We start from the raw sequence: 24188 nt of genomic DNA on the forward strand, positions 1-24188 counted from the left end.
GAAAACTTATGCTTTTTCTAATAATAACTGGCGTAACTTCAGATATTCCGTTTCAGTCAGTCTTAATTCGGTAGTTGCATAGTTATAAATAGAGCCATATTCGCGCATTATTTTTGTAATTGAAGCAGTAATAAATTCTTCTTTAGTATCAAAAAGAGAATACATATAATCTGCAATTTTCTTATCACCAGTTTGTTCTAAAAACTTTTGATAATAACGGGCATTCTTTTTGGCTCGTGCCTTTTTAGTTAACATATAATCATATACTAGTAAATCTTGTGGCACACCCAGAATACCTTCTAAAACCATAAAAGCAAAACCCGTTCTGTCTTTGCCACCTCGACAATGTTGCAAGCTAGGTAAATATTTGCTTTGCGCTGTGACTTTTATAGTATTGCTAAAAGCCGCAATACTTGAATGACTATTAACAAAAGATTCCTGTTGTCTGATCATTTGATCATTACCAGTTTCACCTTTAACTAAGGCTTCTTTTGCCTTTTCTTTCATGTCTTTTCCCGTATCCAAATTTTGAGCTTTACCTGCTATAGCCGCAGTTTGTGCATTAGGATCAAAATTGAAAGTGTGAATCTCTGGATCAATAACAGGATTAGGCGTTTCTTTAACTTCATCAGAGCTACGAAAATCAATTATTGAATGTAATCCCAGGTTCTTAACAAAGGTGTAACCTGAGGGCTGTAAATTATGCAAATAGTCAGAACGATAAACTTGTCCCCATTTAATTCTCATGCCATCGGTAGTTCTATATCCACCGATATCACGCAGGTTGTACATACCTGGTACGGGCAAAATGCGGTAACCAAATAATAATGGCTCATAGTTTTTAAAATTTAAAATAAAATAAGTTGGTCTAACAGTCGAATAAGCAAATTGAAAACATACCTTACATTTATTACTTGTTAACAGATATTTCCTTTGTCTAGTATATCTATCGTTATCTAGAGTCCAATAAAGTTCATAGTTATCTAGATTTTGTTCACTAGTTTTAATATCTATTTCTGTCTGACCATTATCCAAAACGTATGCTTCTGCGTAATCAATTTCCATTGTTCTTTCCCTGTACTTGTTGAATATATTCTTTGATCGGTATAGGAGCATCATAAGCGGCCATTTGGAAATTAATTTCCAATCCCGAGTCCACCAATTTGTCCAAAGCATCTTTTTCTTCATGAGTAAAACACAAATCATTGTTATAACGAATCGTACGCTCTTTACGTTCTCTCATGCCACCGAAGTTAACTGACTTTATGTCAACTCCCCCCTCAATTAAGTGCAATAAATCAAGAGTACTGGTTAGTATCAAAAAAGTGGTTTTTTTAATCGGATTTTTCTGATAAACACGAACAAATTTGTCAACTCCAAAAACATGCACAATATAACCAGGTGCGGCCATTTTTAACACTTGTTCCTGCACTGGATTACTAGCTGCCCTATCACTAATACATATAATTTGTTCAGCTCCAACATGACGCAGCCAAGAACTGGCTACCTGTCCGTGAATCAATCTATCATCAATACGAGTCCATTTGATTGCCATTTTGCTTTTCTCCTTCTTTTGCTTTTTCAGTAATATTCACTAATGCTTGTGGATATGCTCTTTCAATAATCTTCTTAGCTTCTGCTAAATTTTCAGGATTGCTTAAGCATAGTTCCAGTAAAACTGGCATATTTAATCCTGAATAAACCAAAACATTTTCATTTGTCAAAGTTAAATACGTAGACACATTAGCTGGGGTGCCACCGAAAATATCAACTAAGACAAGAGTTTCCGCATTTTTTTCATTAAGCGCTTTTAATTTAGTTTGAATCTCATCAAGACTTTCTTCATAAGTTTTACCTTTAGTAACAGATAAAACCGCAATATTTTTTTGGGGCAATCCGATAATCATTTCAGCCGACTTTAATGCTTCTTGAGCAAACAAGCCGTGACTGGCCAAGATAATATTTATAGCCATCATTAACCTCCTTACAATTATTTGATAATTCCCATTACTGCTAAAACTGTTCCCAAAATCAAAATAGCAAATATTAACCAAGTTAAATACTTACGTGGTAAATAAGAATGTAATTTATATAGACCTAGGGTAAAGAGCAAAGGTAAAAGTTTAGGCATGACACCATCTAATAGTTTTTGAATTACAATTTTTGTGCCTTTAGTATAAATTACCGTACCAACATTTATTTTGACGTATTGGGCAATAAGTGCGCCAATGACCATTACGCCGATCGCTGTTGAAATATTAATTATCCTTTGCATAACTTTCTTTTGGTTGCCACTTTTAATAAACTCGGTACCCTTTTCATAGCCAAAAATAATTCCATAATATTTAACAGCAATGTTAATTCCGTTATAGATTAAAAACATTAAAATTGGGCCTAAGACATTTCCTTGCAATGCATATGCAGCACCAATACTACCTGCTATAGCCTGAATAGTTATTTTAAAGACGCTGTCACCAATACCAGCTAACGGGCCCATCATACCTGCCTTGATAGCAACGACCGCTTCTTTTTCATCTTCACTAGTTGTTTCTTCAACAGCCGCAGTAATTCCAAGTATCATACCTGTTGCCGTAATTTGTGATAAAAAGTAGGTCAAATGTCGCTTCATGGCCTCTATCCTAAGCTCTTTATTATCACCATAAAGACGACGAATAATCGGCACCATAGCATTGAGAAAGCCAATAGCTTGAGTCAAGACCAACGTTGAAGTAACGTTTAGTCCCCAAATTTGCAACCGCCAAAATACTTTATTCAAATCTTTACGGGTAATTTTTTTCCTGTTTTTAGTTTCAACCTCATTAGTCATAAATCGTACCCCGCATCTTCATCAACTTGTTGATTATTAACACTATTACCTTCTGAGCCCATTTCATTTTGCTTATCGATGATTTCCATAATGTAGGAATAAATTACAGCGAAAATCAAAGAAATTAACGTAACTGGTAAAATACCCAAATTTAAATAAGCTGATAAAACAAAGCCAAAGATTAAGAATGGCCATAACGTTCCTTTCATCATCATTGTCATTAAAATAGATAGACCAACGGCAGGCAGTAGAGATGACGCTGTTCCTAAACCATTTAAAATATTGCTTGGAACAAACGCCAATATTTTATCAATTATGCCTTTTTGAAAATAAACAAAAAGAAATGTTGGCACTGCACGAATTGAAAACTGAATGATAAAAGCAACAATATTTATTTGCATTATTCCGCTTAAATCACCATTATTAGCCAGTTTTTGGGCCCACGGTTCAAAAAACTGCTTTAATACTCGAGTAACTACTATTAATTGTTGAATCAAGACAGCTACAGTAGTTGCTGCTGCAACTCCAGCTGCAATTCCTTTTGATGTAGCTCCCGTTCCAGAAGTAATGGAAACAGTTACCCCGATAATTGTACCGACAATCATATCTGGTGTTTGATAACCAGCCATATTGCCTAATCCCATCCACATTAATTCCAATGTTGCTGAAATTACCAATGCAGTTGGCAAGTCTCCCAAAATAAAGCCAACAATTGGACCAACAAGGAGAGGCCTCCGAAACATTTGTGGTCCCTGATCGTCAAACGAACAATATCCTGCCCAAAATGCGATGAGCAAAGCTTTTAAAAGACTCATTAATATACTCCTTTCATAAAATAACTTCTAATTTATATATATTTGATTAATACATTGCCAGTATAAAATAGCGCTTTCACAATATCCATGGATTTTTTACTGTTTAAAATTGCAAAAAAATAGTAGGAAAATTTGGCTAATATTTATTTCAATAACTAATTTTAAGTAAATAAAAACCAAGCTTTTGTCTTTTGCAAGCTTGGTTTATCTTATTAATTAACTTAAAACTTCCTATCTACTTGGTACATCTACTAAATTATCTCTGACTAAACACTCTGCAATTTCCACGGTATTGCTGGCAGCGCCCCTTAATAAGTTATCAGCAACTACCCACATATTAAACGCACCAGGATTTTCTTGGTCTGGACGAATACGGCCAACAAAAGTCTCTTTTTTGCCTGCTGCTAAAAGTGGTTGCGGATAAATTTGGTTTTGCGGATCGTCTTGTAAAACTAATCCGGGAGTCCGCTCAATTTCCTGCTTTATTTCAGCAGCAGTCGCTGACTGATCTTTTAAGGTGAAATAAACCGTTTCACCATGACCAATCTCAACTGGCACACGGACACAAGTAGCAGTAACTTTTATTTGCTTTGAATCCTGATCATTAAACAAAATTTTTTTAGTTTCATGAATCATTTTCCATTCTTCGTGCGTATAGCCATCATCTTCAAAAACATCAATCTGAGGCAATAGGTTAAACGCCATGGGGTAATGCTTTTTAGCAGACGCAGTTGGCAAAATTTTGGCTTCAGTTTGTTGATTATTCAGCCTATCTTGTGCTTGTCGCAACAATTCATCCCAGGCCGCTTTGCCAGCGCCAGAAACAGCTTGGTAAGTTGAAACAATAATTTGCTTAATACCCCATTTAACGTGAAGCGGATAAAGCGCGGCTACCATCTGAATGGTCGAGCAATTAGGATTGGCAATAATGCCATGATGATTAGCTAATTGGTCATCGTTAACTCCAGGCACAATTAGTGGAACATCATCATTCATACGGAAAGCACTTGTATTATCTACACATACTGCCCCCCTTTTTACAGCTTCAGGCAACAACTTTTTTGAAATAGCACCGCCAGCAGATGATAAAACCAAGTCAACGCCAGTGAATGACTCAGGTTGTGCCTCTTCAACTGTAATTTCTTGCCCTTTGAATTGTAACTTCTTGCCTGCTGAACGCTTGGAAGCCAGCAATTTAATTTGCTTGACTGGAATTGCTGCTTTTTCCAGTTCACTAATTAAACGTTGACCTACTGCACCTGTAGCGCCCAAAATTGCAACTACATACTCTCTCATCAATTTTCACCCTTTTCTGTTAAAAACTTTTGAATTCGACTCATAGCCGTATGTAGATTTTCGTCACTGGCAGCATAAGAAAAGCGAATATAGCCTTCTCCGCCAGGACCAAAAGCATTACCCGGAGTGCCACCAACTTTGGCTTTATGGGCCAAATCCAGTGCGAAGGCTTCATCATCCTTACCATAACTTGCCGGTATTTTGGCAAAAACGTAAAATGCACCCTCACTGGCATGAGTTTCTAAACCCATATTATTTAATGCACCAACAATATAGTCACGCCGTTTTTGATAAATTGGTCGTGCTTCTACCGGATCCTGATCACCATTTTCCAAGGCCTCAGCAGCTGCTGCTTGTGCCGAATTTGATGGAGCTGTAACCAAGAATGCATGCATTTTTGCAATTAAGCTAATTAGATCGGCTGGTCCAGTTACATAACCCAGACGGTAACCGGTCATCGCATGAGACTTGGATAAGCCATTAATTAGTAGGGTACGATCGGGTAAATAATGCGCAATCGATACGTGATTAAAGTTATAAGTCAGCTCACTATATATTTCATCAGAAATCACATAAAGGTGATGCTCTTTAATGATTGGTGCTATTTGCTCTAAAACAGAACTGGGACATTCCCTGCCAGTTGGATTAGTAGGATAATTCAGTAAAATTGCTTTAGCATGAGGGTGCTCATCCAGTGTCTTTTCCAAATCTTCGGGAGTTAACACAAAATTTGTTTCTGCTGTATTAATAGCAACCAACTCAGCTTTAGTGTATTGAATTAATGGAAAATAAAGGGCATAAGAAGGAGTAGGTACAATAATTTCATCCCCCGGTTGAAACAAAGCCAGCATTGTTGCGGCTATAGCTTCAGTTGCACCCACTGTAACTACAATTTCGCTGTCAGGATCATAAGTTAAGCCCTGCTTGCGCTGTAAAAAGTTGCTAATAGCCTGACGCAATCTGGGTGTTCCTTTTTGAGCAGAATAATGTGAATCATTATCTAAAATGCTCTGAGCAGCTGCTTTTTTAACATGTTCAGGTGTATTTAAATCAGGTTCTCCTAAAGTCAATTTTATTAAGCCAGGAATATCCTCAACTTTTTGGGCAAAAGCACGTATACCAGAAGGAGGGATTTTTTCTAATGGTGTATGAATAATAGAAGTTAAATCAGTAGCTAATTGTGGCATTTTTGTTCTCCTTATAAATTATAAAATCTGGTCTAAACCGACCACTAAATCTGGTAAATCCATTACCCGACTCAAGGCCACTTTCACGCCCTGCATAAATGAAGAACGAGAAAATGAATCTTGTCTGATAGTTAAAGCTTCTCCGGGACCGCCAAAAAGCACTTGTTCGTGAGCTACATAGCCTGGTAAGCGAACGGAATGTACAGGAACACTATCATAATCAGCACCGCGAGCTGCAGAATCATTCGCAGATTGAGAGCAATTTTCTGGGTTACGACTAGCTGCTATTAATTTTGCAGTCGCTATTGCTGTTGCACTAGGTGCATCCCTTTTATCAGCATGATGCATTTCAATTACTTCTGCATCAGGAAAATAACGGGCAGCTTCTTGTGCAAACTTCATTAATAAGACAGCCGACAAACCAAAATTTGGAGCAATAATGCCACCAATTTTTTCTTTTTGTGCAATTGCTTGCAGCTTTTTTGTTTGATCTGGGGTTAAACCACTTGTTCCAACAATGGGGTGCATATGGTGTTCCAAAGCAAATTTAGTATTTTCATAAACGGCTTGTGGGGTGGTAAAATCAATCCAAATATCGGCATCAATATCAACAGCAGTCAAATTGTCAAAGCATTTAACTGAAGCTCCAAATTCTGAACTTTTAGATGCCGTTGGAGCTAAAACAGCTACTAATTGACAATCAGTTAATTTATTAACTAATTGCACTGTTTGTTTTCCCATAGATCCTGTGGCCCCAGCTACCAAAATTTTTTTCATATTATACTCCTAGTTCTAACGGCAGTTTATGCAATAAAGCTGATTCATCTAAACCTAAATGAACAGCTAATTGCCTTTTTTCTGCTTCATTTAAATCCATAATAGGCAGACGACAGCCACCAGATGGTAAGCCTTGTGCATTTAAGACAGCTTTAACTGGAGATGGTGAAGGATACATGAATAAGGCTTGCATCTTCGGCATTAGTCGTCTTTGCAATTTCCCTGCTGCAGCTACTTTACCCTGATTTAAATCATCATACATTTCACGCATGGCCGAACCATAAACATGAGAAGCTACCGAAATCACTCCTTTTGCACCTAAAACTTTAGCAGTTAAAGATTGCAAGTCTTCGCCTGTATACACTAAAAAGTCACTTGCTGCGTGTTCGACAATATATTCTAAGTCTTCTAACTCCGCACATTGCTTAACACCAGCAATTTTAGGATTATGTGACAGACTAACCAAAGTTTCTTTGCTAATCTTAATTCCAGTCCGACCTGGAATGTTATAAATAATAATTGGGACGGGAGAATTTTCTGCCACTTTTTCAAAGTGGGCTATAATTCCTCTTTGATTAGGCTTGTTATAATATGGCGCTACTACCAAAGCCATATCAATGCCAGGAATTTGCCCTACTTCTTGAGTAAATGCAACTGTCTGTTCAGTATTATTACTGCCCGTGCCCGCAATTACGGGGACTCGCCCCGCAATTATTTGAGCAAACTTAGTATATAGTTCTATTTTTTCATCATGGGTCATTGTTGCTGTTTCCCCAGTGGTGCCACCAATCACAAAACCATTGCTGCCGGTATTAATTAAATGTTCTGTCAATTCTTTCAGTCCGGGATAATCAACTTTTCCTTCTTTATTAAAGGGCGTAATTATCGCGGTCAATAAATCTGCTTTATCAAAATTAGTCATGTTTTTTCTCCTTTTGAGCTACATATGACTCAGTAAAAAACCTACCATTGCTTTAATTCCTGTTACTATTGCTTCTTCGTGTGGGTTAAAGGTTGCAGAATGGAGTTGAGAATTATCGTTCACCCCCAGCCAGAACATGGTACCGGGAATTTGTGCCAGTAAGTAGCCAAAATCTTCCCCTGTCATAGCCGGTTGCATCTCTTGGTAATCAATTTGAGGATTTTTCTTCATATAATTAATGAATTCTGCTGTAATTTGGGGGTCATTTTCAACTGGCCAATAGCCACCCTGATTAAGCTGCAAATCAACCTTAGCATTAAAACTTTGCGCTATTCCTTGAGTCACATCCCGCAGGCGCTGATCTATTCTTTCAATCATTTTTTGGGTTAGTCCGCGAATAGTCCCTTCTAGATGAGCATGACCTGCAATAGCATTTCTAACTGTTCCGGCTCTGACCTTTCCTATTGTAATAACTCCGCTTGCAATGGGATCAATACTACGTGATACAATTGTCTGAATTTGTTCTATTAAAGAAGAAGCAGCTACTACCATATCATTGGCTTGTTGTGGATATGCGGCATGCCCATCTTTACCATATAAATCAATATTGATTTCAGTTGTTCCCGCAAATAATGTTCCTAAACGGCAGCCAATTGTGCCAGTAGGTAAGTCAGGAGTAACGTGCAAGGCAAAAAACTCGTCTGGACGCCATTTGCCAGTAAAGATTCCAGCCTCATAGGATTTTTTACCGCCACTTTCACTTTCTTCAGCTGGTTGAAAAAAGAAAAGCAAATTATCCTGTGGCTGATGTTCACAAAAATAATCCAAAATTCCCAGTGCCACTGTCATGTGAATATCGTGACCACAGGCATGCATTTGACCTTGAGATTTGGAGGCAAACGGCAGAGACGTTTTTTCTTCAATAGGTAATCCATCAATATCTGCTCGATAACCGATTGTTTTTTGCGGTTTACTTCCCTGAACCCTGACCAATATTGCTGTGGGCACCTCAGGGCATGTGCGAACTTCAATATATTTTTGAGTAAAATTGCCAATAATCTGTAATAAATATTTTTGTGTTTGGTGTTCATGCAAGGCTAATTCAGGGATTTGGTGTAAATCTCGGCGAATTTTAACGAGTTGCTCAGAAGTTAACATTAATTAATTCACAGCTTTCTTAATCCCTGTTCAATTCCTGTCTTAGAGGCAGTTTTTTGATCACGCATTTTAACAACTTTTGCCGGCACTCCGGCTACGACACTATTTGCTGGGACATCTTTAGTTACTACAGCACCTGCTGCTACCACTGCATGGTCGCCAACTTGGACACCTTCTAAAACCACGGCGTTAGCACCAATCAAAACGTTTTTGCCAATTTTCACAGGCTGTGCTGAAGCCGGTTCGACAACTCCGGCAATTACGGCACCCGCTCCAACATGACTGTTAGCACCAATGATTGCTCTACCGCCCAAAACAGCATTCATATCAATCATGGCATTTTCACCAATTTCCGCACCAATATTAATGACTGCACCCATCATGATTACAGCATTTTTCCCTATCTCAACGTTTTCACGGATAAGCGCACCAGGTTCAATTCTGGCTGAGACGTTTTTTAGATCTAATAAGGGAATAGCAGAATTACGACTGACATTTTCCACTTGATAATATGTTATCTTTTCTGCGTTTTTTTCTAAAAAGGGTTTCAATACTTGCCAATCTCCAAAAACGACACCAGTGTGAGTTTCATTAAAAATTTTGCAATCTTCAGGCCAGTCCAGTTTAGCCATCTCACCTTTGACATATACTTTAACTGGTGTTTTTTTGGTTGAATTAGCAATGAAATCAATGATTTCAGCAGCCGACATTTTTTTCATATTTATTAATTATCCTTTCGTTTGATAAAAGCGATCATGGCTGATTAGATCCGCATAAGTTTCACGTGTAACTACTACTTGTGCTTGACCATTTTCTGCAAATACAACGGCTGGACGTGGAACACGGTTATAATTTGAAGCCATACTATAGCCATAGGCCCCAGTAGCCAGAACTGCAATTACATCACCTGGTTTACTTTGAGGCAGTGACAGTTCGTTAATAAGAATATCGCCTGATTCACAATAGCGCCCTGCCAGTCTGACAGTTTCTTCAGGCTCTGCATGAGGATTTTCTGCTAATAATGCCTCATATTGTGCTTGATAAAGTGCCGGTCTGATATTATCTCCCATACCACCATCTACTGTAACGTAAGGCAATAGTCCCGGTACTTCTTTGCGTGCACCAACTGTATATAAGCTATAACCAGCCTCCCCTACAATTGAACGACCCGGTTCTATCCAGATAGCCGGCATTTTTAAGTGACTTTCTTGTATGCATTTTTTGACTGTCTGCACTATTTGGCTGATAAAAGCTTGCGCAGTCAAAACTTTGTCCTGTTTGGTATATCTAATGCCAAACCCGCCACCTAAATTTAAGACTTGAGGCTGGTAATCATATTTTTGTTTCCAGTTATTGACCAGTTGCATAAGTTTTTCAACTTCCAGCTTAAAACCAGCTGTTTCCAAAATTTGTGAACCGATATGAGCATGGAGGCCGATCAAGTCCATCTGTTTATTAGCTTTTACCTCTAAAAATGCCTGCTCGGCTTGACCTGATCTAATATCAAAACCAAATTTACTGTCCTCTTGACCAGTTTGATCATACTCGTGAGTATGAGCTGAGACTCCTGGAGTTAGCCTCAGCATTACTTGCACTTGAGCATTTGTTTTTTGCAAAATTTGCGTCAGCAACTTAATTTCATAAAAATTATCCAAAACAATGACACCGACATGATTTTGGACAGCCATTAATAGCTCATCTGCTGTCTTATTATTACCATGAAAACTGATTTTTTCTGCCGGAAATCCTGCTTCTAGAGCTGTGTACAATTCTCCGCCAGAAACCACATCAACATGTCCACCAAGTTCATTAATTACCTGATAAATCGCAATTGTAGCAAAAGCCTTACTGGCATAACTAATTGCATAATTCACATTTTCTTCTGCAAATGCATTTTGGAAAGCCTGAAATTGCTGTCTGATTTTTTGTACGTCATAAACAACTAATGGGGTACCAAACTCCTTTGCCAGTTTCAATGCATCCACCCCACCAATTGCCAAGTGACCTTGAATGTTAGTCTGGTAATAATCATTAGCAGCCATTTAAGTCTCTCCTTTTTGTTAAATAAAAAAGGCTCTCTTGTTGTGCTTAACAAAAGAGTCCTTCAAGTTATTATCTGGTATCAATTTTGTCGATAGCGCTCCGCGAATATAAAATTGCGACAGTCCGTAACCTGTTAGATTACGTCCCAGCTAATTAATTACCGCAATAATTAATGCTTCGGCAACCGCCCCTTTTACTGGCTTCTCAGCTTTTGCAGAAACTCCACCAGCTACTTTTGTTGGTTGCAACCTCTTCGATTTATTAAAATATTATTATTAATTAATATGATTGTCAACCATTTTTGCTGGTAAATATTTTTTGATTTTCAAATCCCTAAAATTATTTTTTGTAATTAATTGTTTCAAAGCTGCAGCGAAGACCGTTAAAACCGGCATTTATCGACAGCTTTTTTACCAAAGTTATCTTAAGAGAAATAATAGCGTTATTAATTAGCAATTTTCTTTTTCGGTTGAAGATTAAAATTTTAATGTTAAAATCCAATACTAATTACTTAAATTAAATTTAATTGTGAAAGGTATTAACATGAAAGTTGTAAAATTTGGTGGTAGTTCTCTAGCGGACGGAGAACAATTTCAAAAAGTTTTAAAAATTATTAATGCTGATCCGGCTCGTAAAATCGTAGTTACCTCAGCGCCAGGAAAAAGATATAAAAATGACACTAAAGTAACAGATTTATTAATTGAGTATGCGCAAAAAGCAATTGCTAAACAAGATTACAGGGAAGTCGTTAAAACAATTTGGTCCAGGTATCATGACATTGCCTCTTATTTTAAAATACCCGAACAATTATTAAAGCCCTTATTGCAAGAATTACAAAATCTACCCAATATCTCTTATCCAAACAAGGATTTTTTAATGGCGGGCTTTAAAGCGCACGGAGAAAAACTAAATGCTCAGCTTTTGACTTTAATTTTACAAAGTCGTCATATACCAGCTCGCTTCTTAGACCCGAAAGAATCTGGTTTTATTGTGACCAACAATCCTAATGACACTCAGGTTTTACCGGAAACTTACAGCAATTTGCAAAAGTGGGCTCAACCTTCAGACTTATTAATTGTTCCCGGCTTTTATGGTGTTACTCAAGACGGTTTAATTGCTACTTTTTCTCGTGGTGGTTCTGATATTACAGGAGCAATTTGGGCACGCGGACTTGACGCTGACCTTTATGAAAATTTCACTGATGTCGATGCTATTTACGCTGCTGATCCTAGAATAGTTACGCATCCCCACGCTGTTAATGTTATGACATACCGCGAGTTGCGGGAACTGTCATATGCGGGCTTTTCAGTTTTTCACGATGAAGCTATTATTCCTGCAATTGAAGGACAAATACCAATTAATGTCAAAAATACCAATCACCCAGATTTGCCGGGAACAATGATCGTACCTGAAAATAACTTTCAGCCTCAAAGTACAATTACAGGAGTAGCTAGTTCTGGTCATTTTGCAGCATTATATTTACATAAGTACTTGCTAAATAAACAGGTTGGTTTTACTCTTAAATTACTACAAATTTTTTATAAATTTAATATATCTTATGAGCACATGCCTTCAGGAATTGATGATTTAACTGTGATTTTTGACAAACGCCAATTTAATGAGCAAATCCGCCAGCAAATGTGTCTTGAAATTCAACAGGCACTTAATCCTGATCAATTAGAGTGGATTAATGACTATGCCATTATCATGGTTGTAGGAGAAGGAATGAAAAACAAAATTGGGGTAATGAAGAATATCACGCTGCCTTTGGCACAAAAGCATATTGCAATTCATATGATTAACCAAGGTGCTTCAAGGATCTCAATTATGCTGGGTACTAAAAAAGCAGACGCAGCAGCTGCCGTTAAAGAAATCTATCACAAGTTTTTTAATTGATTTAAGGAGCAATTTTTATGGTACAACTACAAAAAGTTCACGGTTCACAGAATACATTTTTTCTACTAGATCAAACCCAATTGCAAACTCCTTTAACTAAAAATGAATTAGTTAATTTGGCCCAACAAATAACTAACTCCGCCACAGGATTATTAAACGGTGCTGATGGCTTGTTAGTAGTAAGCAATTCGCAGCACCCACAAGCCATAGGCAAAATGCAGGTCATTAATGCTGACGGTTCTTTTGCTTCCATGTGTGGCAATGGCCTACGAACTGTAGGTCGTTATCTAGCGCAAAAATACCACAAGCAATCTTTCAAAGTCGAAACAATGCAAAGCGATTTGCGTGTCAGTTGTCAGGCAGACTGGGCTCAAAACGTTAAAGCAGTTAGTGTCGAAATCAGCCCAGTTAGTTTTGCAGCTGGAGATCTTCCTTTTACTAACTTAGGTTGCTCTGAACTACTAAACCAAGCAGTACCTGAATTTGCACCCAAGTTAACCTTTTCAGCAGTTGCTGTTCCCAATCCTCATTTGATTAGTTTAGTTTCAGATGAAGTTTTAAAAAGTGACTTGTTAGCAAATTTAGGAACAAAATTAAATCAGAAAAATCCTTATTTTCCAGACGGAGTAAACGTCAGTTTTGCTCAGGTTCTGAGTTCTGACCACCTTTTCGTCCGCACTTTTGAGCGCGGTGTAGGTTTTACCAATGCTTGTGGTACTGGCATGTCTGCAGCAAGCTTAATTTACGCTTTGACTAACAAGTCACAGGATCTGTTTAATAAATTGCTGACTGTTTCAAATCCCGGAGGATTTGTCCAAACAAAGGTACATCGCAACGCCAATAGCTGTTGGATTGAATTAATTGGAAATGCGACAGTTACACATTATATTGACGTTGCAGAAAATGACTTGCACCAGAAGCAGCCCGATTTTAATAATTTTAAGATTACAACTACTTCAGAAAATGAAGCATATCAGAATTTTATTGCTGTGAATAATAACTAAAGCAGCTGATATTTTAAAAACCAAACTTAAACAAGTTTGGTTTTTTATGGCTTATATTTATAGTTACATTATCATTGTTTTTAATTAATATATTAATAATTTATTATGATTTTTTATCAAAAACATCAGAACATAGACAACTTTTGAAATTGAGCTTTTTCTTTAAAGAATAGTATCTAGATATCAGATTTGATACTTTGCCTTAAATTTGCCATTATTTTTGAAATCAACGGATCTCTTTCTCTTAGAGATGAATACGCTAATCCATATGAAAAATCATCATAGTAATTTAGTTGCCGGTAACTTATACCTTTTTGAGCAGGATTAATGGCAAAATTAGGAATAATCGCTACTACTCTTTCCGCAGCCAGAACGTAGTTGTACATTAAAAAGTAGTTATCAACTGCCTTAACATTCTTCTTATCGAGTTTTTGATATAGAAGTTGGTTAAGCTTAAAAAGGCTAGGATAAGTTTGATCTGTGAATAAAACTAATACTCTATAATTTTTAAGTTCAGCTAAATTTACTGTTTTTTTAAAACGCAGATTGTTATCAGAATTAAACATCAGCAAAAACTTTCCAGCAAGTAATTGGTCAAATCTTATTCCTACAGCATTATTAACAAGGTCACTTGAAACCAGTGCCATATCAATCTTATTATTAGCAATTTGAGAAACATAGTTTCCTAAATAATTAACAATAAAATTGAAACTTGTTGGTTCAAACCCCTTTAAAAAATCTGGTAAAAAGATACTTTCAAAAGGCGAATAGTCCAACCCAATTTTGATATCACGGAAAGACTTTTCCTGATGAATATTTTTGATATTAGCAATTGCTGCATCTTTTTCCTTAAGAATATTGAGGGCCACATTGTAAAAATAGATACCATCAGTTGTCAATGCAATTTGATGTGGATTACGAACAAGAAGTTGGGTTTTTAATTCTTTTTCCAAGTCATTAATATTTTTTGAAATTGCAGATTGCGAAAAATTAAGTTTGCGTGCTGCAACCGTGAAGCTTAAATTGTCACTGACAGTGATGAAACAACGAAGTTGGGTAAAATTCATTTTACTATTCCTTTTAGTGATAAGCTATTCCAAATTATAAAACTCAGTACTATACCCCGCAGTCTATCATTAATTGCAAGAGTAAAAGAAAGGATATTTAAAATGTTGGATAATTATGATGTAGTCATTGTAGGCGGTGGTCTGTCTGGATTTGCCGCAGCAACTGAAGCGGCTGATAAAAACTTAAAAACTCTTCTTGTAGAAAAGGGTCATACTACTGGTGGAACAGGCAACTATGTTGAAGGGATTTTTGCAGTTCAGTCACAGATGCAAAAAGAAGCAGGAATCAACATTAAACCTGAAAGCATTCTCAAAACCGAACTAGATTACTCCCATTATGAAGCTAATGGATTAATCTGGAAAAAGTATATTGAACAATCAGCTGAAAATGTCACTTGGCTGCAACAACATGGCGTAAAATTCAAAGGTGTCGTTAATATGGGCACTGGTTTTGCCACATGGCATCTATTTGAAGGATATGGTGATAAAGCTATTCATAACGCCTTAGAACCCTATATCAAAAGTAAAGGTATTGAAATAAAAACTTTAACCCAAGCCACTGAAATAACTCAGGCAGAAACAGGAGAATTTAGTCTTAAACTTGTTAATGTTAGCGATAAGTCTGAACAGACTGTTTTAGCTAAAAATATTGTTTTGGCTTCTGGAGGTTACTTAAACAATAAAGAACTAATGAAGCATGCTCATAAATATAATCCTCAAAAAATTGTTGCTGTCAATTCTGGTAAAAGTACAGGTGACGGTCTAAAATTGGCCTGGTCACTAGGTGCACGTAAATTTTTCACCGGAATGACAATGAATTTTGGTGGCCAAATTTATGATGAAACTAATCAAGTGCCCGCTTACGAACTATCTGATTGGAACTTAGGCAGTGCTGTCTGTGATGAGCCAGTTTTATGGGTTAACGAAAATGGCGATCGTTTCGTTAATGAATATGCATGTGTAACAAATTGGGCCAATGAAGGGAATTCTATGTTACGTCAAGATCGTATTTTTGCGATTTTTGATCAAAAAACAATTGATGATTTTACTAATAAACAGTTCCCACTTGATTTGCATCCATTTTATGAATTACCTAACTATCCCAACTTGAAAAAAGAAATTAAAACTGCCTTAGACAAAAAACTCAGCTTTATAACTAAAAGTGAAACTATATCTGACTTAGCAGAAAAATTAAATACTCCTAACCTTCAAAGAAATATTGCAAGATACAATCATTTTTCAGAAATTGGAAGTGATAATGATTTCGGTAAATCTGCAAAATATTTGCTACCGGTCAAAGAAGGCCCATTTTATGCTTTGGAAATGCAAGTTGGAGCCTTTACAACAGGCGACGGTCTAAAAGTTAACCTGAAAAACGAAGTTATTGATACCAACGGCAAAGCTATAAATCACTTATATGCTATCGGAAGCGATGGTTCCGGCGTTATTTATGGTGATACATATGGAGTCGAAGTTAGCGGCACACACGCAGGATACTGTGTCTACTCTGCAAGAAATGCAATCGATGACATTGCAAAATAAACAAGAAAGTACGTAATTTAACAAAAGAGGGATTGCTCAGTACGGTAGATTACTGAACAATCCCTTTTAGTCTACTTATATTCTACTTTGTGATAACCCCAAAAGAGTACAGATAGCATTATTATTAACAAAATGATTCCTAAAATAAAAACCACGTTCCAGTTTAATGAAAGTTCATAAACCAGACTAACTGCAGGTACTGCAAAGGCTCCTACTAAATAAGTAATAGAATTAATATATGAATATCCTGCCGCAAAATCTTTACCTAAAATGTCTTTTGCAAAGATCTGTTCTCCTGGTCCATAAATATCTGTCAAGATGTCAGCGCCAATGGCACTAACTAGGGCAAAAATCGGCTCATGTTTAACTGTTGCCAGAATCAGAAGAGGAAATGTGCATAAACCCAAAAATAACCATACTGGCAGAGACTTGGCCCCACCAAATTTTTCAGTAGTGATAGCAAACACTGGTGTAATTAGAATATCAATTCCCGTCATAATTGTTTCCATTAAGCCTCCTATTGCTGCGCCAAAACCAACTTTAACCGCATAAGTAGGAAAAAGCTGATTCATGTTTGAAGCAAAAGTAATTGCAATGAAGAAAATCAATGTGAGTATAAATGGCTGCGAGAGCCAAAGATTTTTCAACTGCTTTGAATTATTTACAGTTTTACTATTAGTATTTCTTTTTGAACGCTTATCAAAACCGTACGGCTTTAGGCCTACATCCTGAGGTTTGGCCTTCATTATTAACGAACAAGGTATCCCTAAAATTATTGTCAACCAAAACAATATAAACATTGTTTGTCTCCAACCTGAAATAGAAATTAGATAAGTTAAAACTGGTGTCATAATCAATAAATAAATAGTAGAAACAAATGAGCCCATTGTAAAAGCTAAATTTTTTCTACTAACAAACCAATTATTGAGGACAATACCTTGAACAACGGTTCCACACGTTGCACTACAAATTCCAACAATAACAGCAAGAATATATAATTCCCAAACTTGAGTGATATGTGAAAAATACCAAATACTGAGTGAGCCTATAATTATTGCCGTGAAAGTTATTTTACTTAAACTGATTTTAGCAATTATTTTATTAATTAACGGCAGCATTGCCGCAATGGAAAAACTAATCAACGTATAATAAAGTGACACAATTGACATTCTACTATTTAGTGAATGAACTAAAGGGTTTAGGAAAAGGCTAAATAACAATGTGTAGGTATATTCCAACAAACTCATTAGTAAGCCTGAAGCAATAATAATTAACCACGGGTATATTTTTTGTAATTTTGTTATTTTTGTCATTTTTCAACTAAACAATCATTGAACTTATTAAAAGTCAAGTTATCATTGCAAAGCCGCTTGCTGCCCAGCTAGTCTGCCAAAAGTTTGAGCATGGCTGCAAGTTAAACCTGGAACATGGTCTGGATATGAACCCCAGAAAAAGCCACCACTGGCATTACCAGCTGCGTACAAATGAGGAATCGCTTCTCCTGCTTTATTAAGTACTTGCATCTTGGTATTAATTCTCAAGCCATCAAGTGTTGCTAACAACCGGCCACCATAAACTGCTCCGTAAAAAGTACCTTCTTTGAGTGGTAAAAGTCTGAAATCTTCTTTACCAAATTGGTTGTCCTTACCTTCTGCACACATTTTATTGTAAGTATTCACGCTGTCCTTTAAATTTTCTACCGGAAGATTCAATTTCTCAGCTAATTCTTCGATCGTAGAAGCTTTTTGTATGAAGCCTTCTTTAATCCTAGTTGCAATTTCTTGCTTATTTTCTTCAGTATTGTAAAAGCCGGGCCAGTTTAAGCGGGCACAACCTAAAGTATGGAATTTTTGCAAATTATCCATTGTAGCATCATTCCAAATTGCTACTTGTAAATATCCTGGCTGCTTAGTTGCCCTATTCATATCAAACTCATATGGCGCACTTTCATTTCCTACACGTTCACCATTTAAGTTTAGTTTTAACAATGGATAACTTCCCATCCAAAAATAGCCGACATCTTCCCAAGACTTAACATAATATTCATTTGTATTAGTGCCAACTGGAACTGACCCACGATCAAATATGATTTCTGCAGGTTCTTCATCCCTCCAGGCACCAATTTCTAAGGCAGCAACCTGACCTGAACCATCATCTCGTGGACTATCAGAGTATACATTCTTCTTTAGGCCTAATGGATTCCATTTTGCCATTAAGGCTTCATTTGAACCATAACCACCTGTACAAATAATGACACCCTTTTTGGCTCTAAATTTCTTTACTTCAGAGGTTTTGGTATTTTTAGTTACCACACCGGTTACCACACCATTTTCAGTAATCAAATGCTCTAACTTAGTTTGCCATAAAAATTCGGCACCAAGTTCCTTGGCTTTTTCAACGACCCACTTACCATAGAAAACATCTTCATGCTTATCATTTGTAACATCATGTTCAGTTGGAAAAGCCGTGTTAATCAAAGTATGATATTCAGCATCTGGTTGTGCATAAAGATGTGAACCATGAGGCTTTAAAACATTATCTTCGAGCCAATCAACAGTTTCGGCACTATTATTAACCCACTTCCACAATAATTTTTGATCTACATTATCTTGAGCAAATGCTGACAAATAGTTAATTAACTTATACTTGTCAATTTCAATTCCTGCTTTTTTCTGAGCCTTTGTTCCAACAGCTGCAATACTTAAACGGTATAAAAAGCCCGTACTATTCATTTTATCAATGACTAAAACTTTAGCACCTTTTTCAGCAGCTGCACAAGCTGCCATGCCGCCAGCATTACTTGCACCAACAACAATAACATCATATTCGTTCATATTCATAATCTCCTCCTATTTTGCTAATTTATCTGCTCTTTTTTCACCAATAATAACTGCAAACAGAACTATAACTTCACAGATTGCTACAATACCAACAACAATATTCCAATTATGTGTTGCATCAGCAATATTACTCAAAACTGGCGTAGCAAAAGCACTTACTACATATGTAATAGAACTTGCATAAGAATAACCGGCATCAAAATCTTTGCCTAAAATATCTTTAGCAAAAATTTGTTCTCCTGAGCCCATAATGACAGAAATAGCATCTGCAGGTACTGCAGCTATCAAAGCCAATGGAATCAGCCTCGTTTGATTTGCAATAATCATCAATACTGGAGCTAGAATTGTTAAAAATAGCCACCAAGGCAAAGCTTTTCTTCCACCAAAGTGATCACTGGTAACCCCAAATAATGGAGTCATAATCAAATCAGCTACAGTAATGATAGTTGCAATTAAACCACCCACATTTGCGCCAAATCCAACGCCTTCAGCAAATGACGGCCAAAGAGATGTCATATTACCGGCAAACTCATTGAAGCAGAAGAAAATTAAAACAAGAACAAATGAAACTGATAAAAGCACTTTACCTGTACTGGAATTACTACTTTCTTCCTCTTCACTATCATTATTTACTTGATCTAGTTCAGCTTGTGAAGAAACCCCATAAGGCAATAAATTCAACTTAGCTGGTTCTACCTTAGTAAACAATGAACATGGAACACCAACGACCAACATAATAATTGCTAATATGATAAAAGCTCTGCGCCAACCATTACTTTGAATAATTTGAGATGCAACTGGAGTAATAATTGCCAAAAAGATAGTATTAAAGAATGCCCCAGCAGTGAAAGCAAAGTTTTTGCGTTTAACAAACCAATTGTTAATAACGACTCCTTGAACTACATAACCGCTGAAACCACAACAAATGCCTACAACTGCCGCTAAAACATAAAAAGCCATCACATTGTTGGCCATGGAAAATAACCAAGTCGAAGCTGCCGTAACGACAATAGCACCTAATAAGATTAATGAAACGTTAACCTTGTGAATAAATTTTCCCACTAGTGTTGTACCAACTGCAGTGGCTAAAATTAAAACAGTGTAGTAGTAAGAAACTGAACCTAATTTTCCGCCACCAATAGAATTAGCAAGCGGTGTCAAAAATAGTCCCATTACTTGTGTAAAAACACCAGAGACTACACCGCAAAGCAAACCAGTAGTAACAATCATCAACCAAGGATATATTTTTTGCTTTTTACTCATTTCCTCTATCTCCTTCTCTAGTTTAATTAAATTTATGGTAGCATGGTGTAAAGCACTTTCAGCAGATAATAAAGAAAGCAGCTTTTCCAATTTGGCAAAGCTGCTAATTTATTTTTGTTAATGAAATAAGGAAATTACATGAATACTAATCAACTTAAATATTTTCTATCTTTAGTTCAAACCAGAAATATTACACAGACTGCAAATCAGTTATTTGTGGCCCCTTCAACAGTTTCAAAAAATATTCATAAATTAGAAACCTTCTTAGGGATGAAATTAATAAAACCTGGTAGGCGTGGTATTGAACTCACGGCAAGTGGTGAATTCTTTTATATTAAGGCTAAAAGAATATATGCAGATATCAATGAAACAGTTACAGATATTAAAAACAGCAATTTAAGGGCTACTGAACCGATTACAATTGCTTTTACAGGATCACTATTTGAAATTGAATTTTTATCAAAGTTCATTCAAAACCTAGATAGTAAATTGCAGTCCAGAATAAATCTTGAAATTTTTGATCCTAATGACGGCAATGATATTTCCACATCATTGATTCAAGGAAAATATGATTTTGTTTTATATCAGAAAGATTTTTTTATAGACAAAAAGGAAATAACTTTTGAACCGGTCTTTTCAACTGGTCTATCAGTTATTGCTTCTAAAAAGAACCCGATTAGCAAAAATAAATCTTTAAAAATCAAAGATTTATCAAAACAAGAAGTTTACATTTGGAACTCTATTCCGCCCTTACCTTTAATCAATCACTTTAAATTTGAATTAACTCTTAAATATCCTGAATTTGATTTCAAAAGTATCAGCGATGAAGTAGTATTAGAAATATTTTGTGCCAGTAACAGATGTTTAGGAATCGTTCCGAGTATTCTTTACGACAAGGTCAATGAAAATTTGAATTTTATTTTATTGAATTACAATATTTCTTTTGCAAATGGCATTGCCTATCGCAAAGGATATGAAAAAAAGGAATATTTTCAACAAGTTTTCACAGCTTTAAAGCATGCGGAACTATCCGAAAAAAGCACGTGGATTGACTAGTTACAGGTTGTGTTTATTTCTTAAAAACGTATTCAATAATCACTTTAAAGTTAATTTATGACCTTCTTTTTTACTTATATTGAAGTAAAATATAATACTAAAGCGATTACAAAAAAGGAGAGCTGTAAAATGTCAGAACCTGACTATCAAAAATTAGTTGAAGAAACACGAATTGCAATAAAAAAAGGTGATGATCAGCGCGATGCTGGATTGCCAACACAAATTCCGGAAGTAGAACGGTTTGACAATATTTCCTATGGTAAGGATTCCAAGTATCAGATACTCGATGTTTATTTACCAAAGAATAGAACCAATGCCAAATTACCGGTAATCGTAAATATTCATGGTGGTGGCTGGATATATGGCACCAAAGAAACCTATCAGTTTTATTGCTTGGCTCTGGCTAAAGAAGGATTTGCCGTAGTTAATGCCAATTATCGATTAGCACCAGATGTGGTCTATCCCGGAGAGCTGGATGATATCAACCGTGTATTTCACTGGGTAGTCCAAGAGGAAAATGCGACAAAATATCAATTCGATCTAAATAACGTCTTTATTGTTGGAGACAGTGCCGGCGGCCAAATGGGAGAACAAATTTTAGCAGCTTACACTAACAATGAATACCGCAAGTATTTTGGTTATGCAGTACCCCGTTTAACAATTAAAGCTGCCGCTTTAAATTGTGGCGCCTACTTCCTAACCGAAATCCCCTCATATACTGGGGCACCCGAAGCCTATTTCAGACCTGAAATTCGTTTAAATAAACATGAAGAATTAAACGCCGAACAATTTTTGACCCAAGCACTGCCACCGCTTTTCTTAATGACATGCACTGATGATTTCTTACGTGATAACGCCTATATGCTTTCAGGCTATCTGAAAGCCAAAAATATTTACCATGAACTTCATTTCTATGGTGATAAAAAACATCCACGAGGTCATGTTTTTCATGTTAATCAAAAAGATGAATTGGCCAAGAAATGTAATGAAGATGAGCTAAACTTCTTCCGTAAATACATTAACTAACAGTGAAAAAAAGCCGAACTAGTATTGTCTAGTCCGGTTTTTTGTAAATTTTAAAATTTATTGCTGACTGCTTCTTTCTTTTCTGGAAAACCAAAACATAAACAGCGGCAAAATTATGAAGCCAAAAATCATCATAAAAATCGCGTACCAGTTAACACCAACGACTTTGCCATTTTCAATAATACCAAATTGAGCTTGCCAATTATATTTGACTAGCAAAAAGATTACTAAAGCAATTGACAATATTGGTACAAAAATATCAGTCCATACATTTTTAGGAGCCGGTAAAATTGGCTGCTTATTTTTACCATAGTAAAAGCAGATTACTGCTAGAGGAACAATGATGAAGCCTAAAAATCTGACCATAGCACTCAACGTAATTAAGTTAGTCATGTTATATTGAAAAGCTAAGGGTACTAAAATTGCTAGTGCTTCAGAAATAAAGAAAGTTTTAATGGGAAAGTTATTTTTAGTCCTTTCTGTTAAAGTAGCCGGCAGTTGATGTTCACGGGCCATTGCCTCCAAAATGCGTGGTGCATTAAAACTAGAGGCAACATTTATTCCCAGCATCGAAATAAGCGCTCCAACTAAAATTACATCCCTCAATATATCATTTTTAAAAATCGCACTGATTGCCACCACTTGTTTAGTTGTCATCAATGCCTTAGGATCCAAAACCATCGCTACTGCCACTACCCCAATATAAATAGCGGCAATAGCCAAAATTGCCAGTGGAATAGCCTTAGGTAAATTCTTTTCTGGTTCCTGCATATCTTCCGAACCAGAAGCAACTGATTCAAACCCGGTAAAAGCATAAAACGCAGAAACAACAGCCATAACAAGACCGGTAGTAGTTAAAGCCGGTACTATTTTATGCCCATTTTGCGTTATTTGGTCAACGGATGACAGGCTATGGCTGGCTCCAGTGGTAATAAGTAAAACAACTCCAGCTACAATAATCAAAATTAATGCAGCTAATTTACCAGCTGTAGCCATGTTCATTACAAGTTTCACAAATTTTTGCCCAAATAAGTTAATTACAGTTACTGCAAGCATTAATATAATGAAGCCAATGGTGACATTTAAAAATTTGTCAGGATTTCCACCAAAAATAGAAATAGTTGACTTTATTACACCGACAGCCATTACTCCCCAAGCAACACTAGCAGAAAAATAGCGCAAGATACCGACGTAAAAGCCAACATTGTCACCAAATGCCGCCTTAGAATAAGCATAAGAAGCGCCAGACTTAGTTACGTATTTGGCTGCCGCTGAAAATGAAATAGCTAAAATTGAAGCAAAAACTGCAGCGATGAAATAGACAATTAATGCTTTGCTCCCTGCCTGGCTAACCACGCTCCCGGGAGTTAAAAAAATACCCGAGCCAATAATTGAATTAATTGCTAAAAAGACAATTGACCAAAAGCCTAGTTTATCCCCAACGTTTTTATTTTGAGTCATTATTACTC

General features: G+C 36.4%; 22 protein-coding genes and 1 riboswitch. Of the genes, 5 read left to right on the forward strand and 17 right to left on the reverse strand.

The genetic code is table 11. The annotated features are described in order from the left end of the window. Window positions 1–6 precede the first annotated feature (6 nt). From LACWKB10_RS02435 to lysA, 12 genes are all read right to left on the reverse strand, one after another. Window positions 7–1065 carry a tyrosine-protein phosphatase gene (locus LACWKB10_RS02435; protein WP_034978384.1) on the reverse strand — a complete coding sequence of 353 codons (1059 nt, stop codon included), beginning with the start codon at window positions 1063–1065 and terminating at the stop codon, window positions 7–9. Further along, window positions 1055–1555 (reverse strand): PTS sugar transporter subunit IIB, encoded by a 501-nt coding sequence (locus LACWKB10_RS02440; RefSeq protein WP_034978387.1) that lies wholly within the window; start codon window positions 1553–1555, stop codon window positions 1055–1057. The genes LACWKB10_RS02435 and LACWKB10_RS02440 overlap by 11 nt, the downstream gene beginning before the upstream one ends. Then, window positions 1530–1973, reverse strand: a complete 444-nt coding sequence (locus LACWKB10_RS02445; RefSeq protein WP_052060246.1) for a PTS sugar transporter subunit IIA — start codon at window positions 1971–1973, stop codon at window positions 1530–1532. Before LACWKB10_RS02445 ends, LACWKB10_RS02440 begins: the two co-directional genes overlap by 26 nt. Before the next feature lie 17 nt (window positions 1974–1990). Continuing rightward, window positions 1991–2827 (reverse strand): PTS system mannose/fructose/sorbose family transporter subunit IID, encoded by an 837-nt coding sequence (locus tag LACWKB10_RS02450; RefSeq protein ID WP_034978392.1) that lies wholly within the window; start codon window positions 2825–2827, stop codon window positions 1991–1993. Further along, on the reverse strand, window positions 2824–3642 hold the full coding sequence (locus LACWKB10_RS02455) for a PTS sugar transporter subunit IIC (RefSeq protein ID WP_052060247.1): 819 nt from the start codon (window positions 3640–3642) through the stop codon (window positions 2824–2826). Before LACWKB10_RS02455 ends, LACWKB10_RS02450 begins: the two co-directional genes overlap by 4 nt. 231 nt (window positions 3643–3873) lie before the next feature. Beyond that, on the reverse strand, window positions 3874–4941 hold the full coding sequence (locus LACWKB10_RS02460; protein WP_034978395.1) for an aspartate-semialdehyde dehydrogenase: 1068 nt from the start codon (window positions 4939–4941) through the stop codon (window positions 3874–3876). Further along, window positions 4938–6125 (reverse strand): aminotransferase class I/II-fold pyridoxal phosphate-dependent enzyme, encoded by a 1188-nt coding sequence (locus LACWKB10_RS02465; protein ID WP_034978398.1) that lies wholly within the window; start codon window positions 6123–6125, stop codon window positions 4938–4940. Before LACWKB10_RS02465 ends, LACWKB10_RS02460 begins: the two co-directional genes overlap by 4 nt. 18 nt (window positions 6126–6143) lie before the next feature. Then, window positions 6144–6902, reverse strand: coding sequence for a 4-hydroxy-tetrahydrodipicolinate reductase (dapB, locus tag LACWKB10_RS02470; protein WP_034978401.1), 759 nt, complete (start codon window positions 6900–6902; stop codon window positions 6144–6146). Between the two features lies 1 nt (window position 6903). Then, window positions 6904–7824, reverse strand: a complete 921-nt coding sequence (gene dapA, locus LACWKB10_RS02475; protein WP_034978404.1) for a 4-hydroxy-tetrahydrodipicolinate synthase — start codon at window positions 7822–7824, stop codon at window positions 6904–6906. Between the two features lie 18 nt (window positions 7825–7842). Further along, a complete protein-coding gene (locus LACWKB10_RS02480; protein WP_034978407.1) occupies window positions 7843–8982 on the reverse strand; it encodes an N-acetyldiaminopimelate deacetylase in 1140 nt (379 codons plus the stop codon). 8 nt (window positions 8983–8990) lie between these two features. Beyond that, the gene (gene dapD / locus LACWKB10_RS02485) at window positions 8991–9701 is read right to left on the reverse strand and encodes a 2,3,4,5-tetrahydropyridine-2,6-dicarboxylate N-acetyltransferase (protein ID WP_034978410.1); all 711 of its coding nucleotides are present in this window, start codon (window positions 9699–9701) and stop codon (window positions 8991–8993) included. 9 nt (window positions 9702–9710) lie between these two features. Beyond that, window positions 9711–11024, reverse strand: coding sequence for a diaminopimelate decarboxylase (lysA, locus tag LACWKB10_RS02490; RefSeq protein WP_034978413.1), 1314 nt, complete (start codon window positions 11022–11024; stop codon window positions 9711–9713). Between the two features lie 84 nt (window positions 11025–11108). Continuing rightward, window positions 11109–11287: riboswitch (Lysine riboswitch) on the reverse strand. Window positions 11288–11568: 281 nt separating this feature from the next. Here lysA and LACWKB10_RS02495 point away from each other — a divergent pair. Continuing rightward, window positions 11569–12921: an aspartate kinase gene (locus LACWKB10_RS02495; RefSeq protein ID WP_034978416.1), complete on the forward strand. Its 1353-nt coding sequence runs from the start codon at window positions 11569–11571 to the stop codon at window positions 12919–12921. A gap of 17 nt (window positions 12922–12938) precedes the next feature. Then, window positions 12939–13925, forward strand: a complete 987-nt coding sequence (gene dapF / locus LACWKB10_RS02500; protein WP_034978419.1) for a diaminopimelate epimerase — start codon at window positions 12939–12941, stop codon at window positions 13923–13925. 176 nt (window positions 13926–14101) lie between these two features. On the opposite strand, the gene LACWKB10_RS02505 is transcribed toward dapF, so the two are convergent. Next, window positions 14102–14992 (reverse strand): LysR family transcriptional regulator, encoded by an 891-nt coding sequence (locus LACWKB10_RS02505; protein ID WP_034978423.1) that lies wholly within the window; start codon window positions 14990–14992, stop codon window positions 14102–14104. A gap of 102 nt (window positions 14993–15094) precedes the next feature. On the opposite strand from LACWKB10_RS02505, the gene LACWKB10_RS02510 reads away from it, so the two are divergent. Beyond that, window positions 15095–16534 carry an FAD-dependent oxidoreductase gene (locus LACWKB10_RS02510; protein ID WP_034978425.1) on the forward strand — a complete coding sequence of 480 codons (1440 nt, stop codon included), beginning with the start codon at window positions 15095–15097 and terminating at the stop codon, window positions 16532–16534. 71 nt (window positions 16535–16605) lie between these two features. Here LACWKB10_RS02510 and LACWKB10_RS02515 read toward each other — a convergent pair whose 3' ends face one another. The 3 genes from LACWKB10_RS02515 to LACWKB10_RS02525 are packed head-to-tail and all read right to left on the reverse strand — an operon-like array spanning window position 16606 to window position 20637. Next, window positions 16606–17847 carry an MFS transporter gene (locus LACWKB10_RS02515; protein WP_081945325.1) on the reverse strand — a complete coding sequence of 414 codons (1242 nt, stop codon included), beginning with the start codon at window positions 17845–17847 and terminating at the stop codon, window positions 16606–16608. A gap of 42 nt (window positions 17848–17889) precedes the next feature. Beyond that, a complete protein-coding gene (locus LACWKB10_RS02520) occupies window positions 17890–19374 on the reverse strand; it encodes an FAD-binding protein (RefSeq protein ID WP_034978431.1) in 1485 nt (494 codons plus the stop codon). A gap of 9 nt (window positions 19375–19383) precedes the next feature. Continuing rightward, window positions 19384–20637 carry an MFS transporter gene (locus LACWKB10_RS02525; protein WP_034978433.1) on the reverse strand — a complete coding sequence of 418 codons (1254 nt, stop codon included), beginning with the start codon at window positions 20635–20637 and terminating at the stop codon, window positions 19384–19386. A gap of 138 nt (window positions 20638–20775) precedes the next feature. Between LACWKB10_RS02525 and LACWKB10_RS02530 the strand changes: the two genes are divergently transcribed. Next, window positions 20776–21693: a LysR family transcriptional regulator gene (locus tag LACWKB10_RS02530; protein ID WP_034978436.1), complete on the forward strand. Its 918-nt coding sequence runs from the start codon at window positions 20776–20778 to the stop codon at window positions 21691–21693. A 129-nt stretch (window positions 21694–21822) separates the two neighbouring features. After that, entirely contained in the window at window positions 21823–22719 is an 897-nt protein-coding gene (locus LACWKB10_RS02535; RefSeq protein WP_034978439.1) for an alpha/beta hydrolase, read from the forward strand. Window positions 22720–22776: 57 nt separating this feature from the next. On the opposite strand, the gene LACWKB10_RS02540 is transcribed toward LACWKB10_RS02535, so the two are convergent. Continuing rightward, entirely contained in the window at window positions 22777–24180 is a 1404-nt protein-coding gene (locus tag LACWKB10_RS02540; RefSeq protein ID WP_034978442.1) for an APC family permease, read from the reverse strand. Window positions 24181–24188: the final 8 nt, after the last annotated feature.

The organism is Lactobacillus sp. wkB10, from assembly GCF_000760615.1.
GTDB classification, from domain to species: domain Bacteria; phylum Bacillota; class Bacilli; order Lactobacillales; family Lactobacillaceae; genus Lactobacillus; species Lactobacillus huangpiensis.

Bases quoted from the DNA above. Each gene is read 5' to 3' on its own strand.
- LACWKB10_RS02435 (WP_034978384.1), bottom strand. From the start codon at position 1,065: ATGGAAATTGATTACGCAGAAGCATACGTTTTGGATAATGGTCAGACA.
- LACWKB10_RS02440 (WP_034978387.1), bottom strand. From the start codon at position 1,555: ATGGCAATCAAATGGACTCGTATTGATGATAGATTGATTCACGGACAG.
- LACWKB10_RS02445 (WP_052060246.1), bottom strand. From the start codon at position 1,973: ATGGCTATAAATATTATCTTGGCCAGTCACGGCTTGTTTGCTCAAGAA.
- LACWKB10_RS02450 (WP_034978392.1), bottom strand. From the start codon at position 2,827: ATGACTAATGAGGTTGAAACTAAAAACAGGAAAAAAATTACCCGTAAA.
- LACWKB10_RS02455 (WP_052060247.1), bottom strand. From the start codon at position 3,642: ATGAGTCTTTTAAAAGCTTTGCTCATCGCATTTTGGGCAGGATATTGT.
- LACWKB10_RS02465 (WP_034978398.1), bottom strand. From the start codon at position 6,125: ATGCCACAATTAGCTACTGATTTAACTTCTATTATTCATACACCATTA.
- dapB (WP_034978401.1), bottom strand. From the start codon at position 6,902: ATGAAAAAAATTTTGGTAGCTGGGGCCACAGGATCTATGGGAAAACAA.
- dapA (WP_034978404.1), bottom strand. From the start codon at position 7,824: ATGACTAATTTTGATAAAGCAGATTTATTGACCGCGATAATTACGCCC.
- LACWKB10_RS02480 (WP_034978407.1), bottom strand. From the start codon at position 8,982: ATGTTAACTTCTGAGCAACTCGTTAAAATTCGCCGAGATTTACACCAA.
- dapD (WP_034978410.1), bottom strand. From the start codon at position 9,701: ATGAAAAAAATGTCGGCTGCTGAAATCATTGATTTCATTGCTAATTCA.
- lysA (WP_034978413.1), bottom strand. From the start codon at position 11,024: ATGGCTGCTAATGATTATTACCAGACTAACATTCAAGGTCACTTGGCA.
- LACWKB10_RS02495 (WP_034978416.1), top strand. From the start codon at position 11,569: ATGAAAGTTGTAAAATTTGGTGGTAGTTCTCTAGCGGACGGAGAACAA.
- dapF (WP_034978419.1), top strand. From the start codon at position 12,939: ATGGTACAACTACAAAAAGTTCACGGTTCACAGAATACATTTTTTCTA.
- LACWKB10_RS02505 (WP_034978423.1), bottom strand. From the start codon at position 14,992: ATGAATTTTACCCAACTTCGTTGTTTCATCACTGTCAGTGACAATTTA.
- LACWKB10_RS02510 (WP_034978425.1), top strand. From the start codon at position 15,095: ATGTTGGATAATTATGATGTAGTCATTGTAGGCGGTGGTCTGTCTGGA.
- LACWKB10_RS02515 (WP_081945325.1), bottom strand. From the start codon at position 17,847: ATGACAAAAATAACAAAATTACAAAAAATATACCCGTGGTTAATTATT.
- LACWKB10_RS02520 (WP_034978431.1), bottom strand. From the start codon at position 19,374: ATGAATATGAACGAATATGATGTTATTGTTGTTGGTGCAAGTAATGCT.
- LACWKB10_RS02525 (WP_034978433.1), bottom strand. From the start codon at position 20,637: ATGAGTAAAAAGCAAAAAATATATCCTTGGTTGATGATTGTTACTACT.
- LACWKB10_RS02530 (WP_034978436.1), top strand. From the start codon at position 20,776: ATGAATACTAATCAACTTAAATATTTTCTATCTTTAGTTCAAACCAGA.
- LACWKB10_RS02535 (WP_034978439.1), top strand. From the start codon at position 21,823: ATGTCAGAACCTGACTATCAAAAATTAGTTGAAGAAACACGAATTGCA.
- LACWKB10_RS02540 (WP_034978442.1), bottom strand. From the start codon at position 24,180: ATGACTCAAAATAAAAACGTTGGGGATAAACTAGGCTTTTGGTCAATT.